Source organism: Metabacillus herbersteinensis (genome assembly GCF_042433335.1).
GTDB lineage: Bacteria > Bacillota > Bacilli > Bacillales > Bacillaceae > Metabacillus > Metabacillus herbersteinensis.
In genome coordinates, this window is sequence record NZ_JBHLVO010000028.1 from 16,473 (window position 1) to 33,210 (window position 16,738).

16 protein-coding genes and 1 pseudogene are annotated in these 16,738 nt (G+C 37.9%); 11 read left to right on the forward strand and 6 right to left on the reverse strand.

The window, feature by feature from the left end; all coding sequences use genetic code 11:
• Positions 1-23: 23 nt before the first annotated feature.
• From ACFFIX_RS21870 to ACFFIX_RS21880, 3 genes are all read right to left on the reverse strand, one after another.
• Positions 24-989, reverse strand: a complete 966-nt coding sequence (locus tag ACFFIX_RS21870) for a bile acid:sodium symporter family protein (protein WP_378937791.1) — start codon at positions 987-989, stop codon at positions 24-26.
• Positions 990-1,119: 130 nt separating this feature from the next.
• Entirely contained in the window at positions 1,120-1,863 is a 744-nt protein-coding gene (locus ACFFIX_RS21875) for a yteA family sporulation protein (protein ID WP_378937793.1), read from the reverse strand.
• A gap of 107 nt (positions 1,864-1,970) precedes the next feature.
• The gene (locus ACFFIX_RS21880; protein WP_378937795.1) at positions 1,971-2,909 is read right to left on the reverse strand and encodes a 1,4-dihydroxy-2-naphthoate polyprenyltransferase; all 939 of its coding nucleotides are present in this window, start codon (positions 2,907-2,909) and stop codon (positions 1,971-1,973) included.
• Between the two features lie 377 nt (positions 2,910-3,286).
• Here ACFFIX_RS21880 and ACFFIX_RS21885 point away from each other — a divergent pair, with 377 nt between their 5' ends.
• The 11 genes from ACFFIX_RS21885 to ACFFIX_RS21935 all read left to right on the forward strand — a co-directional run bounded on the left by ACFFIX_RS21885 (position 3,287) and on the right by ACFFIX_RS21935 (position 15,982).
• On the forward strand, positions 3,287-4,690 hold the full coding sequence (locus ACFFIX_RS21885) for an isochorismate synthase (RefSeq protein WP_378937797.1): 1,404 nt from the start codon (positions 3,287-3,289) through the stop codon (positions 4,688-4,690).
• Positions 4,687-6,441: a 2-succinyl-5-enolpyruvyl-6-hydroxy-3-cyclohexene-1-carboxylic-acid synthase gene (gene menD, locus ACFFIX_RS21890; RefSeq protein ID WP_378937799.1), complete on the forward strand. Its 1,755-nt coding sequence runs from the start codon at positions 4,687-4,689 to the stop codon at positions 6,439-6,441. The genes ACFFIX_RS21885 and menD overlap by 4 nt, the downstream gene beginning before the upstream one ends.
• Entirely contained in the window at positions 6,438-7,277 is an 840-nt protein-coding gene (gene menH, locus ACFFIX_RS21895) for a 2-succinyl-6-hydroxy-2,4-cyclohexadiene-1-carboxylate synthase (protein ID WP_378937800.1), read from the forward strand. Before menD ends, menH begins: the two co-directional genes overlap by 4 nt.
• Positions 7,267-8,085, forward strand: coding sequence for a 1,4-dihydroxy-2-naphthoyl-CoA synthase (gene menB / locus ACFFIX_RS21900; protein ID WP_378937802.1), 819 nt, complete (start codon positions 7,267-7,269; stop codon positions 8,083-8,085). The genes menH and menB overlap by 11 nt, the downstream gene beginning before the upstream one ends.
• Before the next feature lie 282 nt (positions 8,086-8,367).
• Positions 8,368-9,849: an o-succinylbenzoate--CoA ligase gene (locus ACFFIX_RS21905; protein WP_378937804.1), complete on the forward strand. Its 1,482-nt coding sequence runs from the start codon at positions 8,368-8,370 to the stop codon at positions 9,847-9,849.
• Entirely contained in the window at positions 9,842-10,951 is a 1,110-nt protein-coding gene (menC, locus tag ACFFIX_RS21910) for an o-succinylbenzoate synthase (protein WP_378937806.1), read from the forward strand. The genes ACFFIX_RS21905 and menC overlap by 8 nt, the downstream gene beginning before the upstream one ends.
• A gap of 440 nt (positions 10,952-11,391) precedes the next feature.
• The gene (locus ACFFIX_RS21915) at positions 11,392-12,315 is read left to right on the forward strand and encodes a metal ABC transporter solute-binding protein, Zn/Mn family (protein WP_378937808.1); all 924 of its coding nucleotides are present in this window, start codon (positions 11,392-11,394) and stop codon (positions 12,313-12,315) included.
• A gap of 13 nt (positions 12,316-12,328) precedes the next feature.
• On the forward strand, positions 12,329-13,081 hold the full coding sequence (locus tag ACFFIX_RS21920) for a metal ABC transporter ATP-binding protein (RefSeq protein WP_378937810.1): 753 nt from the start codon (positions 12,329-12,331) through the stop codon (positions 13,079-13,081).
• Between the two features lie 11 nt (positions 13,082-13,092).
• Complete coding sequence (locus ACFFIX_RS21925; RefSeq protein ID WP_378937813.1) at positions 13,093-14,412, forward strand: metal ABC transporter permease; 1,320 nt, start codon at positions 13,093-13,095, stop codon at positions 14,410-14,412.
• Positions 14,402-15,295 carry a metal ABC transporter permease gene (locus ACFFIX_RS21930; RefSeq protein ID WP_378937815.1) on the forward strand — a complete coding sequence of 298 codons (894 nt, stop codon included), beginning with the start codon at positions 14,402-14,404 and terminating at the stop codon, positions 15,293-15,295. Before ACFFIX_RS21925 ends, ACFFIX_RS21930 begins: the two co-directional genes overlap by 11 nt.
• Positions 15,296-15,535: 240 nt before the next feature.
• Positions 15,536-15,982 (forward strand): DUF6376 family protein, encoded by a 447-nt coding sequence (locus ACFFIX_RS21935; RefSeq protein ID WP_378937817.1) that lies wholly within the window; start codon positions 15,536-15,538, stop codon positions 15,980-15,982.
• Positions 15,983-16,027: 45 nt separating this feature from the next.
• Here the strand turns inward: ACFFIX_RS21935 and ACFFIX_RS21940 are convergent, their stop codons facing one another.
• The 3 genes and pseudogenes from ACFFIX_RS21940 to ACFFIX_RS21950 all read right to left on the reverse strand — a co-directional run.
• Positions 16,028-16,216: a hypothetical protein gene (locus ACFFIX_RS21940; protein WP_378937820.1), complete on the reverse strand. Its 189-nt coding sequence runs from the start codon at positions 16,214-16,216 to the stop codon at positions 16,028-16,030.
• Between the two features lie 144 nt (positions 16,217-16,360).
• Positions 16,361-16,525: pseudogene (locus ACFFIX_RS21945) on the reverse strand (DUF1540 domain-containing protein).
• A partial coding sequence (locus ACFFIX_RS21950; RefSeq protein WP_378937822.1) for a hypothetical protein occupies positions 16,525-16,738 on the reverse strand: 214 nt, incomplete at its 5' end. The pseudogene ACFFIX_RS21945 and the gene ACFFIX_RS21950, both read right to left, overlap by 1 nt.

Below are 16,738 nucleotides of genomic sequence, written 5' to 3' on the forward strand. Positions count from 1 at the left end.
AGTTTAAACTACCTGATTCAAAATTAAGCCTGTTTAGTTGTTTCACTTGGTAGTGTACTGTCACTTAGGGCTTTTTTGCCCCACCATGTGGCGAGAAGTGGACCAGAAATATTATGCCAAACACTAAAGATTGCACTTGGAACGGCAGATATAGGGGAGAAATGAGCGATTGCTAATGCAGCACCAAGTCCGGAATTTTGCATTCCCACCTCAATAGAGATTGCTTTTTGATCACTGAAGTCAAGCTTAAATGCTTTTGCTAATAAAAATCCAAAAAGAAGACCTAAAACATTGTGCAAGATGACTATAGAAAAAATAATAAGGCCTGTTTCTGCAATTCGTTCTGAATTTACAGCTACAACTGCTGAAGCGACAGCAACAATTCCAACAACAGATACTAAAGGCAGAGCGGTAACACTTTTTTCTACTTGTTTTCGGAATAACATTTGTACAATAAGTCCAAGTATGATTGGAAGTAAAACGATTTGAACAATTGATACAAACAATGATCCCGCCGACACTGGAAGCCATTTGCTAGCAAATAAAAGGATTAATGCAGGTGTTAAGATAGGAGCAAGTAAAGTTGAGACAGATGTGACGGCTACTGATAAAGCCGTATTACCTTTAGCTAAGAAAGTTATAACATTTGATGCGGTGCCTCCAGGACAACACCCAACGAGTATGACTCCAACTGCAACCTCAGGTTCAAGCTTAAATATAGTTGCAAGTCCAAAAGCGAGTAAAGGCATGATCGTAAACTGTCCAGCAACCCCGAGGAGCACACTCTTTGGCGCCTTCAACACTCCTTTAAAGTCATCCAGTGAAAGTGTTAAACCCATTCCAAACATAATAATTCCTAGCAAAAGTGGGATGTGTGGTGCAATCCATGTAAAGCCACTAGGAAATAAAAAACTTAACAATCCAAATAGTAGAACCCATATTGCAAATGTATTTCCCGAGAATTTACTTATCTTTTCTAATGTATTCATAATTTATAAAACCTCCTTTGATACTTCATTATAAATATATAATTTTATTTTTCAATATTATTTTAATTTTCTGTAAAAATATTTTATATAAATATACTAGTGTAAAGAAGCCCCCGGAATGGGAGGCTCATTAATCTTCTGTATAAGGATCCTTTTCATAACCTGGCAAATCACCAAAAGGTGTCATCAAGTCTTCTTCATCTAGCGTGTTTTCATATCGCTTATGTTGGATTGATGGGTACACAGTGATCTCTTTTCCTTCAATATCTGTTGCTACGAAGTTCTCATAATCCTCCACATAGCCAATTGGATCATCGGATTCCATATAGACATCGTTATAATGATCTTGCGGATTGTTAAAATCTGAAGGTGTTTCAGATGATCCATAACGATTGACTTCTTGATATGAATCTTCGGCATCAAATGCTACGACTTCTTTATCATCATACTCAAACTTTCCAAAAGGAGGCATTAGCACACCTTCTTCAACTGGACGGTTATGTGAAACAGCTTGTTCGGGCGCATGTTCTTTACAAGTAGTAGCTGTTGGAATTGCATCTAATCGATCTAATGGAATTTCAACTCCACACGTTTCACAAACTCCATATATTCCTTTTTCGATGGCATCTAAGGCTCGTTCAATATCGTGGTATTCTTCTTCAACATGTTCATTTAATGCAATATCCTTTTCTCGCTCGTAAAGATCTGTTGCAGCGTCACCTGGATGATTATCATAATTAGACAACTCACCGGTTGAATCTCTAAGGCTTTGTTCTAAGCCAAAGTGACCATTCACCTCAAAACGATGAGTAATTTCATTTTTCATTTCAGTGAGTTGTGAGCGGAAGGTCTCAAGCTGTTGTGAACTTAGCAAGCCATCCACGCTCCTTCCTTTTTAATGGTTCTACATCTATTATGAGCAGTTGGGTTCAAAATCATTAATGTTAAAAATGCACAAAAAAAAAAGCAGCATTGGCTGCTTTAAAGTAAATAGCTAATAAATAATCCTACTGCCAGTAAGAATCCGAACTGGGTATTTGTTTGAGCAGTTGCTTTCATTGCAGGCATCATCTCAATTGGCTCAGTTTTCCCCTGAAAAAGCTTGACTGCCTGATATGCTTTTGGAATGCTAACTAAAACAAGAAGTGTCCAAAATGAAATAGTACCCAATCCAATTAACAAAAAAAGAAGCATAAACGAGACAATGAACATTCCTGCTAGGAATCGAACTGCATTGATACGTCCGATTAATATAGCTAGCGTTTTTCGTCCATTTATTTTATCGCCGTCTAAATCACGAATGTTATTCGCAAGCATAATGGCTCCAACTAATATGGCAATAGGTACTGATATAACAAAAACATCTAATGTAACAGTTCCTATTTGGATAAAATAAGCTAATAAAATAATCACATTTCCCATGAAAAATCCGGACATAAGTTCACCAAAAGGTGTATATGCGACTGGAGCTGGACCTCCCGTGTAGAAATAGCCGGCAGCCATACAAACAAGCCCTATCGCCGCTACCCACCAAGAGGAAGCGATACAAATGTAAATACCTAATAAAGCAGCAATCCCAAAAAATGAGAAGGCAAGATTTAAAACAGTCGATGCTTGAATGCCATGTCGAACAATCGCTCCACCAATGCCAACTGAATTTTCATTATCTAGACCTCTTTTATAATCGAAGTACTCATTAAACATATTGGTTGCTGCTTGAACAAGTATGGAAGCGACTAACATCGCTAAAAATAAACCTATAGAAACTTCTCCATCCATCAGCGCTAAAACCGTTCCGATCGTTACTGGGATAAAAGCTGCCGTAAGTGTATGTGGTCGTAATAACATCCACCATACTTTCATGCTTTTCTCGGGTTTAACATTGGGAACATGCTGGGTTGTATGCGTTTGTGGTTGCATAAAATCTCCCCTTTTATAAAATAAACAACGCAATACCTTTATATATTTGTACGGTAGCCTTTTGTGTGTTTCTTCGCTATTGTTCATTTAAGCAAACGACTCCAAACTTTAGTTTAGAAAAATATCAAACATGTGTCAATCCTTTTACAAGATTTATCAAAGCTTATTATTTCCATAAATCCCTCTAAAATGAGTATGTATTTAAGACCTTTTCATTTTAATCTAGAGTGGGTAGATATATAATAAGGATAGAAGTTGTTTTAAAGTATAGAATTAATACTCTGGACGTATACCACATCTAGGTTTCATTTTATTGACACATCTTTTCAAGAAGGTGTATCTTAATATAAGCAATTTTCGGTTTTGGGGGGATTAGCTTGATTACAACAATAGATCATTCGGTTAAAGAACATATTCAAAAAGCACTGGAAGTGGCGAGACGGAGCAATGAGGCTGTCATCGTTAGTCACATTAGCGAAGTGGATGCAATGGACCCCCTCCACTTTTTTAATTATGGTGAAAACTTGTTTTTAGGTGAACGTTTTTATTGGTCAGGACCTTCTACGTTTACAGTCGTTGGGTTAGGAAATGAATTGGTGATTGAAACAAGTGATCAAACAACCAATCGATTTCGACTAATTGAAAATGAATGGAAGCGTTTAAATAAGCAAGTTTTGCATAGTGGTAGCGTTTCAGTCGGAACCGGTCCATTATTATTCGGGGGCTTTTCCTTTGATCCAATCAAATCGAAAAGCCAATTGTGGAATGACTTTTCAGAGGCTAAGTTTTTTCTACCAACGATAATGCTTACTAACACGAAAGAAAGAAGCTACCTGACCGTTAATAAATTAATTCATCCTTTTGATCAATTAGAGGACTGCATTGAACATTTTACTTCATATGAAATAAATAATTTAAACTTTTCTCATATACGAGATTGTGAAAAGTTTAACGAATTCAAACTAACTGAACTTCATAAGGAAGAATGGTTAAATGCTATCGTAAAAGCAAAAGAACAAATACATGCAAAGCAAATTGATAAAGTAGTTTTAGCTAGAGAAGTTCATCTACTTTTTAATGAAAAAGTTGATACGTATTCTGTTATTGATTCATTACAAAAAAATCAGCCAACGAGTTATATTTTTGCATTCGAAAATGGAATACAAAGCTTTATTGGTGCTACTCCTGAGAGATTAGTGAAAAAAGAAAATCACAAAGTGTTCTCTACATGCCTTGCTGGATCTATCAAACGTGGAATTTCAGTTGAGGAAGATAAACTTCTGGGTCACCAGCTCTTAACAGACGATAAAAACTTACTTGAGCATGATATTGTCGTCAAAATGATTAAGAAAGCTTTAGAGGATTGTTGCTACGATGTTGTAACACCAGACAAACCAAAACTCATGAAGACAAAAAACATTCAACATTTATATACGCCTGTAGAAGGTTTTGCTCGTGAAGACCACTCTTTACTATCAATGGTGGAAAGACTTCACCCTACCCCTGCTTTAGGTGGGTACCCGAAGCACGCAGCAATCGAAAAAATTAGAGAGCTTGAACCAATGCACAGAGGCTGGTACGCAGGGCCAATTGGTTGGTTGGATGCGTATGATAATGGAGAATTTGGAGTTGCGATCCGTTCCGGTCTTATTGAGGGAAATAAGGTTGCTTTATTTGCCGGATGTGGAATCGTTGGAGAATCAGTTCCAGAATTAGAGTATGTTGAAACACAAATAAAATTAAAGCCGATGATGACAGCATTAGGAGGAATTAAGGCATGAAGGAAAGTGATTCATTAACATTATATATAAGCTCATTTGTTGATGAACTTGCGGGGGCAGGAGTGGAAAGTGTTGTCATTAGCCCTGGTTCTCGCTCAACACCACTCGCGATTTTAATGGCAGAACATCCAGATCTTACTTGTTACTTAAATATAGATGAACGTTCAGCAGGCTTTTTTGCACTTGGAATGGCCAAGGTGCAAAGAAAGCCTGTTGTCTTGCTATGTACATCAGGCACAGCAACAGCCAACTACTATCCTGCAATTGTTGAAGCGCACTATTCACGAGTTCCATTACTTGTCTTAACCGCTGACCGTCCTCATGAGTTACGTGATGTCGGTGCACCTCAAGCAATAGATCAACTACATATGTATGGGAAATATGCCAAGTGGTTTGTCGACTTAGCCCTGCCTGAACAAAGTGAGAGCATGCTGGGGTATGCAAGGACCGTTTCTGGACGAGCTGTGGCTACTGCATTGTCAAAGCCTGCAGGCGTAGTACATCTAAATTTTCCATTAAGAGAACCACTTCTACCTAATCTTCAGTTGAAAGACTTATGGAAAAAACCAAATAATCGTGAAACACATACAGCACTTAGTAGTTCTTCTTCTATTTTATCTGAAAGTGAACTAAAAAGAGTTAGTACTCTTTTAAAAGATAAGAAAAAAGGGTTAATTGTCTGTGGAGAGTTAAGCAATGACAAGGTTTTTACCGAGATTATTCAGTTTTCTAAGCACTTCAATTTCCCTCTGCTGGCTGATCCTTTGTCACAAATGAGAACGGGTACACATGATAAGGAAACGATTATTGATAAATACGATACGTTTCTAAAAGACGAAGTAATCGTAAAAGAGTTGATGCCAGATGTGGTCATTCGCTTTGGTGCAATGCCGGTTTCAAAACCGCTTTTCTTACTGTTGAAGAACCACCCTGAAATCACACAAATTATTGTCGACGAAGATGGCGGATGGCGCGATCCAACTTTAAATGCTACTCAAATGGTCAATTGCAATGAAAAATGGCTATGTCGAGAGTTAATTAGCAATCAAGAAAAACAAGGGAATTCAACTTGGAGAAAAATTTGGACAGAAGTTAATAACGTTTGTTCAGAACATTTACACCATCTTACCTCAAATAACAAAGATCTTTTTGAAGGTAAAATCTATGTCGAACTTCAAAAATACTTACCTGATGAAAGTACAGTGTTTGTTGGAAACAGTATGCCAATTCGCGATGTCGATACGTTTTTCAGTAAACAGGAAAAGAGATTAAACATACTAGCAAACCGAGGTGCAAATGGAATAGATGGTGTCGTTTCCACTGCTTTAGGATCAAGTGTGAAGAATAGTCACCCAACTTATTTAATTATAGGAGACCTATCTTTTTTTCATGACTTAAATGGATTGTTAGCAGCAAAAATGTATGAACTTAATTTAACAATCATCTTAATAAATAATGATGGAGGCGGTATTTTCTCTTTCCTTCCACAAGCATCAGAAGAAAAACATTTTGAACAATTATTCGGTACTGCAATTGGCCTCGATTTTTCAAAAGCAATTGAGATGTATCACGGTTCTTACAGAAAAGTCGAAACCTGGGAGCAGTTTCAGGACTACTTTTCCAAAGATGAAATACAAAAGGGGCTAAATGTCGTCGAAATCGTGACGAACAGGCAAACCCGTGTCAAAGTTCATCGTGATTTGATGAATTGTGTTTCCCAGGAAATAAGAAAGACACTACTGAACGAATGAATATACGAGGAATGAACTATCATGTGGAGGTTCACTTTTCAGGTGAACCTTTAGTCTTATTACACGGATTCACAGGATCTTCAGTAAATTGGGGGCCATTTCTTAAGGAATTTAAATCTTATCAAGTTGTTTTAATTGATATGCTTGGACATGGTCGAACAGATAGTCCTACACAATCTGATAGATATCATATGGATAATGTAGTTGAAGATTTAAAAGTGATTTTTGAGAAGTTAAATCTTGATTCAGTAAATCTTTTAGGCTACTCAATGGGTGGCAGAATCGCTCTTTCTTTTTCAGCAAAATATCCCGGGTTCGTGAAGAAGTTAATACTAGAAAGCAGTTCACCAGGATTAAAACGAATGGAAGAGCGAGAAGATAGAATAAAGAAAGATCGTTACCTTGCAGAAGGGATAGTAAAGAAGGGTGTTGAAGCTTTTGTGAATGATTGGGAAAGTATTCCTTTGTTTCAATCACAGCTGCAGTTACCTTCTGAAATTCAATCCTTAATACGATTGCAACGACTTTCGAATACGAAGATTGGATTATCAAATAGCTTAATTGGAATGGGGACAGGTTCGCAATCATCAAGTTGGGAACAGCTTCCTTTATTAAAGATGCCGGTGTTATTAATTTGTGGAGAATTGGACACAAAGTTTTGCGAGATTGCAAAGGAAATGGATGAAATTCTCCCCTTTTCTACAATTTCCGAAATAAATCGTGCAGGTCATGCAATTCATGTGGAGAAACCGCGAATGTTTGGTAAAATAGTTAATGAGTTTTTAATTAGCGAAACCGCGTACAAAAAAAAGGAGGCTAAGCCGTATGACAATTGAATGGGTATCTGAACGTAAATATGAAGACATTATTTATCAAACATATAATGGAATTGCTAAGATTTCTATTAATCGTCCAGAGGTACATAATGCATTCCGTCCTAAAACGGTTAACGAATTAATTGATGCATTTGCATATGCACGCGATGATGCAAATGTCGGAGTAATCATTCTTACTGGTGAAGGTGGAAAAGCTTTTTGCTCAGGTGGAGACCAAAGTGTCCGTGGACATGGTGGATATGTAGGTGAAGACCAAATTCCTCGTCTAAATGTACTGGATTTACAACGCTTAATTCGAGTGACTCCTAAACCAGTAATTGCAATGGTTGCTGGATATGCAATTGGCGGTGGACATGTTTTACATATTGTCTGTGATTTAACGATTGCTGCAGACAATGCAGTATTCGGACAAACTGGACCTAAAGTCGGGAGCTTTGATGCAGGATATGGCTCAGGCTACTTAGCAAGAATTGTAGGGCATAAAAAGGCTCGCGAAATTTGGTTCCTTTGCAGACAATATGGAGCACAGGAAGCACTTGATATGGGATTAGTCAACACAGTTGTTCCTCTGGATCAGCTTGAAGCTGAAACCGTACAATGGTGTCAAGAAATTCTAGAAAAAAGTCCAACTGCGATCCGTTTCTTAAAAGCAGCATTCAATGCAGATACGGATGGTTTAGCAGGCATTCAGCAATTCGCTGGAGATGCAACTTTATTGTATTACACAACAGATGAAGCAAAAGAAGGCCGAGACGCGTTCAAAGAAAAACGCGATCCAGACTTCAAGCAATTCCCTCGCTTTCCATAAAAAATGCTGCTGAGCAGCTTGATGATTCCTCATCAAGCTGTTTTTCTGATTCTTATTTTTAATTTGTGGGAGGAATTGGCGGTATTCGCCCAAAGTGAATGAATAGCCGATATGAAAGAAGTGGCTGGATAAAGTTGAAACAGTGGCCTAACTGGCAAAGTGGCCGATAAAGTAGATAAAGTGGCCGATATAATAAGCAAAGTGGCCGATACAATCTCAAAAGAAGCGGTCGGAACTTCGTGAAATGGCTGAAATATCACCAAGGATAGAGGTGTTATAAAAATGAATGTACAGCAGATTCCAAATTGGTTAAAACAGCGAGCTTATTTAACTCCTGATCGACCTGCAATTAAATCGAATGGCGTATGGGTGACCTTTCAAGAGTTACATCAACGCGTACTCCATAGAGCAAATCAACTGGCAACGCTCGGAGTGAAAAAGGAAGATCGTGTTGGCCTATTAATGAAAAACAGCTTTGATATGGTGATAATGGTACATGCGCTTATGTATTCTGGTGCTGTAAATGTTCTATTAAATAATCGTCTAACTTCCTCTGAATTAATGTGGCAGATTAGAGATGTGAGTGCCTCCTATATTTTTTGCGATGATAGTCTTGAGGGGGAAATTCACAAACTAGAAGCAATAGATGTGGTCACTCACAGTGAATTGCTGTCGACCATCGCTGCTGACACTTGTACTATCGTCCAAGAATTTGCATCAGACTCTGTCGCAACAATCATGTACACTTCTGGAACTACTGGTCATCCAAAAGGGGTATTGCAAACGTATGGAAATCACTTGTGGAGCGCGATGGGATCTGCACTTAATCTAGGATTGCACAGTGATGACCGCTGGTTAGCAACAGTACCCCTTTTTCACATCAGCGGGTTTTCAATACTTATGAAAAATGTGATTTATGGAATGGGAATTGTTCTACATGAAAAGTTTGAGGCCAAGCAAGCAAACCGAGCGATCACTGAAGATAAAGTGACTATTGTTTCGGTGGTCACAACAATGTTGAATCAAATGCTTTCCGAGTTAGGCTCAAGCAGCTATCCTGAGCACTTTAGATGTATGTTATTAGGCGGGGGACCTGCTCCTAAAACGATACTTGAACAGTGTCGGGATAAGAAAATCCCAGTTTTTCAAACCTATGGGATGACTGAAACATCCTCCCAGATTGTTACGTTATCCGCTGATTATAGCCTTGAGAAGCTAGGGTCAGCAGGTAAGCCGCTTTTTCCTTGTCAGCTCAGTATAAAAAAAGATCAAAAACTGTCTGCAGCTTTTGAAGAAGGTGAAATCGTCGTTAAGGGCCCTAATGTAACAATCGGGTATTGGAACCGCAATGATGCAACTCTAGAATCGATTAAAGATAGTTGGTTATACACGGGGGATCTGGGATATTTAGACGATGAAGGCTTTTTATATGTGTTAGATCGGCGTTCGGATTTAATTATTAGTGGTGGAGAAAATGTCTATCCAGCTGAAATAGAGGGAATTCTTATGTCGCACCCTGCTGTTACGGAAGCTGGGGTTGTTGGAATCACAGATGATCGATGGGGCCAAGTTCCCTTTGCATTTGTCGTTGCGAATAAATCAATATCTGAAGGAGAACTTCTTGACTTTTGTAAGGGGAAATTGGCAACTTACAAAGTTCCGAAAGCAATAAAATTTGAAAAAGTCTTGCCGCGAAATGCATCCAACAAGCTATTACGTCGAAAGCTAAAAGAATTAATTGAAGAAGGTCATCATAATGATTGAAATTCAAAAAGTGGTTTTACATCACCTTGACCTAATAATGAAAAACCCTTTTCATACGAGCATAGGCACCGTGCATAAGCGGGAAAGCATTATTGTAGAGATGATTGATTGTGAAGGAATTGTTGGCTGGGGAGAAGTGGTTGCTTTTTCATCGCCATGGTATACAGAGGAAACAATTCAAACATGTTTGCACATGTTAAGAGATTATTATATCCCATACCTATTAAGGACATCTTTCACACATCCTGAAGATATCGCTCCATTCTTTCTTCAATTTAAACGAAATCATATGGCAAAAGCTTCACTAGAGGGAGCACTATGGGATCTTTATGCAAAAAAGGAACAAAAACCGTTATCCAAGGTGCTGGGTGGAACAAGACAAGAAATTGAAGCTGGAGTTGTCGTTGGAATGGGATCATTACCTTCAATGATTCAGCAAATCGAACGTTTTATGGATGAAGGATATAAGAGGTATAAAATAAAAATTGATCCTTCAAATGATATTGAGATAGTAGAGGGCATCCGAAATAAGTATCCAGACCTGCCTTTAATGGCAGACGCCAATTCTACTTACACATTAGGAAGTTTGTCAAGGTTACAAGAGCTCGATCGCTTTCAATTACTCATGATCGAGCAACCATTATCTGCGGATGATATCATTGACCATGCAACCCTTCAGAAGAAATTAAAAACCCCAATCTGTTTAGACGAGAGTATTGTGACGATCGAAGATGCAAGAAAAGCTATACAATTAGGAAGTTGTAAAATTATTAATATCAAGCCTGGAAGAGTAGGTGGACTAGCTGAAGCGAAGAAAATTCATGATCTTTGTTTGAAAAATAATATAGCTGTATGGTGTGGTGGAATGTTGGAAACTGGTGTATCACGTGCACATAATATCGCACTTGCTTCCCTACCAAACTTTGTTATCCCGGGAGATATATCATCATCTTCACGACACTGGCATGAAGATATTGTAGATCCACAAATAGAGGTCAAAAACGGAAAAATTCAAGTTCCAACAGGTGATGGAATTGGATTCAGCATCGATCGGAAAGCCTTACGGAAATTTCGAACAACCACTTTAATTTTTAAAAAATAGTTTTTTCAAAGGATAAAATTCATTTTTCTCCTTAGTGAAAAATGAATTTTCGCACCAGAAAACAACTCATAATTGCAATCAAATTTCAGTTTTATCCTTTTGGCAAAACAGTTTGTGCAGCTTATACTTTGAGAAAGAGGAATGTAAAAACATTTTTCTACCATATCCCCTATCTGCTTTGACCAGCCAATTCGGCTGGTCTTTTTTGTTTGGATGTTGTTCTTATAAATAAAAAAACATTGACAGTATTCTAGAGATAGGTTAAGTTTTGTACTAAGGAAACTTTTTTAGACATATAAATAAAATATGATACTAGCTAACATATTGGCACACATCCTATTTTGGATTCATAAACTGGTTTTTGGTTTTATTAAATTTTTTTTACTTAAAAGTTGGTCGAGGTAAACTTTTGTTGATTAAGTAAAAGGAGGAAATTAAAAATGAAAAAGTGGTTACTAATCTTGATGACTTGTTTTTTAGTAGGAATGCTTGCGGCTTGTGGAACTGTGAGTAATGGTGAAAACAGTGGGAAAATAAATGTAACAACAACAACGGGGCAAGTAGCAGATGTTGTGAAAAATGTTGGTGGAGAGCATGTTGAAGTTACTTCTTTAATGGGTCCAGGAGTGGATCCCCACCTTTATCAAGCTTCACAAGGAGATATACAAAAACTAAGTAAGGCTGAGATCATTTTTTATAGCGGTTTGCATTTAGAGGGGAAAATGGACAATATTTTTGAAAAAATGTCGAAAGAAAAGCCCACTGTTGCTGTAGCAGAATCGATCCCAGAAAATATGTTGTTAAGTGCAGAGGGAAATTCGAATGCACATGATCCACATGTATGGTTTGATATCCAACTTTGGTTAAATACCGTGGATGAGGTTGAAGTGAAACTAAGTGAACTTTCACCGGAAAACAAAGAAGATTTTCGTGCAAATGCTGCAAAATATAGAGAAGAACTTGAAGAATTAGATGCGTATGCAAAAGAGCAGATGGCGACAATTCCAGAAGATAGTAGAGTGCTAGTAACGGCTCATGATGCGTTTAAGTATTTTGGAAATGCCTATGGATTAGAAGTTATGGGACTACAAGGATTAAGCACAGATTCAGAGTATGGCTTAAAGGATGTGCAAAATCTAATTGATACGCTAACTGAACGAAACATTAAAGCTGTATTTATTGAAAGTAGTATTTCAGAGAAATCAATTAATGCAGTTGTAGAAGGTGCAAAAAAACAGAATCATGAGGTCGAAATTGGTGGTGAACTCTTCTCTGATGCAATGGGAGAGGAAGGTACTGAAGAGGGAACTTATCTTGGTATGTTCAAGCACAACGTAGATACCGTTGTATCATCATTAAAATAAGGTTGGTGTTCATATGTTTCCAGTTACAGTCGAAAATTTAACAGTGGCATATAATCATAAGCCGGTACTACAAGAAGTTGGGTTTATTGTCCCTGAGGGAAAATTAGTTGGGATTATTGGACCGAATGGAGCAGGCAAATCGACCTTAATTAAGGCTGTCCTCGGATTAATTCCTAGGGCCACTGGAAATGTCACGATCTATGGTCAAGAATATAAACAACAACGAAAAAAGGTCGGCTATGTTCCACAACGTGGTTCGGTTGATTGGGATTTTCCAACGAATGCGTTAGATGTAGTACTTATGGGGCGTTATGGTCATGTTGGCTGGTTCAGACGACCTGGAAAAAAAGATATTGAGTTCGCGAAGGATTGCTTAAATAAAGTTGGCATGCTCGAGTATGGCGACCGACAAATTAGTCAGCTATCTGGTGGGCAGCAGCAGCGTGTATTTTTAGCTAGAGCACTCGCGCAGGATGCAGATGTCTATTTTATGGATGAACCTTTCGTAGGTGTTGATGCTGCGACAGAAAAGGCAATTATTGTTCTCCTAAATGAACTAAAAGACAAAGGGAAAACAGTTCTTGTCGTTCACCACGATCTACAGACTGTTGAAGAATACTTTGATTGGGTCCTCCTTTTAAATATGAGAAAAATAGCCTTCGGACCAACAGCTGATGCCTTTACGGTTGATAACCTTCAGAAAACGTATGGCGGGAAGCTAACCTTCTTAAAAGAACAGCCTGTTTTAGTCGAGGATTTGAAATAGGGGTGTATACGATGATTGAAGCGTTACTTTCACAAATCCAAAATCCTAATACACAGTGGGTATTAGCAGGTACAATGTTACTTGGAATTGCGAGCGGTGTTTTAGGAAGTTTTTCATTGTTAAGAAAGCAAAGTTTGATTGGAGATGCAATGGCCCATGCAGCACTTCCAGGTGTTTGCATTGCCTTCTTACTGTATGGCTCTAAATCGTTGCTTTGGTTTTTAGTTGGTGCTGCGCTAGCGGGATTACTAGCAGCATGGTTCATTCAGGTTATCATCAATCATTCAAGAATCAAAGAAGACTCAGCGCTCGGATTAGTGCTTTCTGTTTTCTTCGGATTTGGAATTGTCTTGCTCACATTTATTCAACATAATGGAGCAGGCAATCAAAGTGGCTTGGATGATTTTATTTTCGGTCAGGCAGCTTCGATGGTAGGTTCAGATGTTCAATTAATTAGCATTATCGCAAGCATACTACTACTGCTAACGGCAGTGTTTTTTAAAGAATTTAAATTGATTACCTTTGATCCGCAATTTGCAAAAGGAATCGGTATACCTACAACGTTTTTTAATGGCTTGTTACTAACGCTGATTGTGAGTGCAGTTGTGATTGGGCTTCAAACAGTTGGAGTGGTCCTGATGGCAGCGATGTTAATAACCCCTGCTATTAGTGCAAGGTATTGGACGGAAAACTTAAACCAAATGATTGTGATCGCCGGTTTTATTGGCGGAATTTCAGGCATGACAGGTACACTACTCAGCACGATAACAAAGGGAATGGCAACAGGCCCGCTAATTATTGTTGCGGCCACAGTTATGTTTTTAATTTCCTTAATCTTTGCTCCACGGAGAGGTTTGCTAGCTAAAGGAATTAAGCAACTGTCTCTTAGAAAAAAAACAGCAATCGAACAAACTTTGCTATCTTTTTACGATTTAACTGAACTCGGAAACTCAGCAGCTTTTTCAGAACAGGATCTATTAGAAAAAAGAACACTTGCACCCTCACTAAATAAATACGCACTTCGAGTGTTAAAAAACCGCCATTTAATTATAGAAACCAATGTAGATCAACAATGGACATTAACAGAAAAAGGGCTTGAAGCAGCCTATGAAGTCGTTCTTCAACAACGTTTATATGAAATGTATTTAATGCATGAAATGGAACTAGCTCAACTGCAAATTAGTAGTCGAGATGATGTCATACTTAAAGAGCTTCCGAGTGATATTAAAGATCGATTGTTTAAACTATTAAAGGTGCATGAGCGAACACCTTTACTATTGCCGAAATCTGCAAACTTAGGGCAAGGGAGTGTGTTCACAAGTGAGCTATGATGCATGGATTATCATAACAGGATCACTTGTTGGCATCACATGTGCAATGATCGGCTGTTTCTTAATTTTACGTAAAATGGCCATGCTTGCTGATGCAATTAGTCATACTGTGTTACTTGGAATTGTTGGTGGATACTTTGTTAGTCGGAGCTTAGATGGACCAGCCTTGTTAATTGGTGCAGTTATCGTTGGGTTGCTTACCGCATTTCTTGTTCAGCTTTTGAGTGGAAAAGGTGTGCAAAGTGATGCCGCAATTGGGGTCGTTTTTACGTCACTTTTTGCAATAGGTGTCATTCTTCTTTCCCTTTATGGTGGGAATATTCATCTTGATGTAGATCATGCATTAATGGGGGAAATCACCTTTATTCCGTGGGATACGATTGAGTGGAATGGAATGAGCCTCGGTCCTAAAGCAGTTTGGCTGCTTGGTTTTGTATTTGTTATCAATTTGCTGATTATCATCCTATGTTATAAAGAGTTTAAAATTAGTTCATTCGATCCGCAAATGGCTGTAGCAATTGGTATTCCAGTTTTATTTGTACATTATTTACAAATGGGGATGCTCTCGATTACAACTGTTGCTTCCTTTGATAGTGTTGGTGCGATATTAGTTGTCGCGATGTTAATTGTACCGGCTTCAACCGCTTATTTACTAACCGATAAACTACTTCATATGCTGTTTATCAGCGCAGGAATCGGTGTACTTTCTGCTATAAGTGGTTACTATATAGCTACATGGTTTAATGTTTCAATTGCTGGCGCGATGGCCACTGCAACTGGGGTTATCTTTTTTATAACGTTCTTACTATCACCAATACATGGATTGTTAGCGAAAAAAATGGCACAAAGAAGTATCTCTATTAGAGAAAAAGTAGTTGAATAATAATTTCTTTCAGAGGGTAAATCGTTGACTAATTTTAAGGAACGTTGTTATACTTAAAACAATAAGTTAATAAGTACATTCCTTAAAGGGGAGTAGCTACTACAGTAAAGTCGTCATTACAGGATGGTATCCTCGGCTTTATTGGCAACTCACGTTGTTTGCGAGACCTTTACCAAAGTTTAATTTGGTAAGGTCTCTTTTTATTTAAGAAAAAAATGAAAAGTGGGAGCGATAATTGTAGTGAAAATTAAAAAAAGTATTGTACTCGGAATGGTTGTTTTTTTACTAAGTGGATGTTCTTTATTAGATGGATTGAATAATTCGTTAGACTATGCAAACAACACAAAAGATTATGTGGATAACGTGACAACTTTTGCAGAAGAAATACGTAGCCTTTCTGGAGAAGCTGTTGCAAACGAGGATTCACGAATTGAGCTAGAAAACAAGTTAACTGAAATGAAAGAAGAAATTCAAGTTTTTAATGAGCAGGAGCCTCCTGCAATCGCAGAAGGTATACATGAACAAATCGTAGGATACAACCAATCTTTAGATGAAGGGATAACCTTATATCTAGATAATATCGAAAAAGGACAACTTGAACCACAAATTTTAGAGGATTCTAATATCCTCCAAACAATTGATCAGATCTCTAGTATAAAGGAACAATTGAACCAATTAGGTCAATAAGCTAGAGGGGGGATGTAACTTACAAGTCCCCCACTAATTTAAAGATTATTCCATTAACCCATATTCTATGGCACGAGAGGCAACTAGATCATTCACATCCTGAGGGAGTCCATGTAAAGAGCCAAATTCATGCTCCCACAGGTTTGTAAATGAATCTACATATGTAGGAAACATTTCAGCACTTGCATGTTGAACTTCTGTTAGAAATGAGTCAATGAAACCTTCCATCTCCATATTACTAACCTCCTCCTAGTTCAATTAATAATAGTAGTATGTCGAAGTTAGAAAAATTTATGAAAAATATTTGAATAAAAATGAATATCATTATCAATAATAACAAGGAGAAACGGGTAGACCCCATCTACCCGTTTCAATTACTTACAAATCGGACGGCCTGAATGTTTTACAATCCGTTTCTTCACTTCTCTCAGCTTGCTCACCTGCATGGCTCACTACATAAATAGCATCAGCTTGACACTTGTTGCCACTGCCCTAATAATGACAATTATTAACCTCACATAAAACCTTAACTTGATGTGCCATTAGATTCCCTCCTTAAAATGAGAAATAGAACTTAGTTTGCCACTTAAATGATTGTTCATACATAGGAGTTGAGCTTTGAATAGATAACGATGAGAGAATGCATGATTATTTGGAGAAACCTGCACAACGGCCCGAATAATTGCACGAGAACTGAGATAATTGCACGAGAATCGGGATAATTGCACGAGAATCGGGATAATTGCACGGAACTGA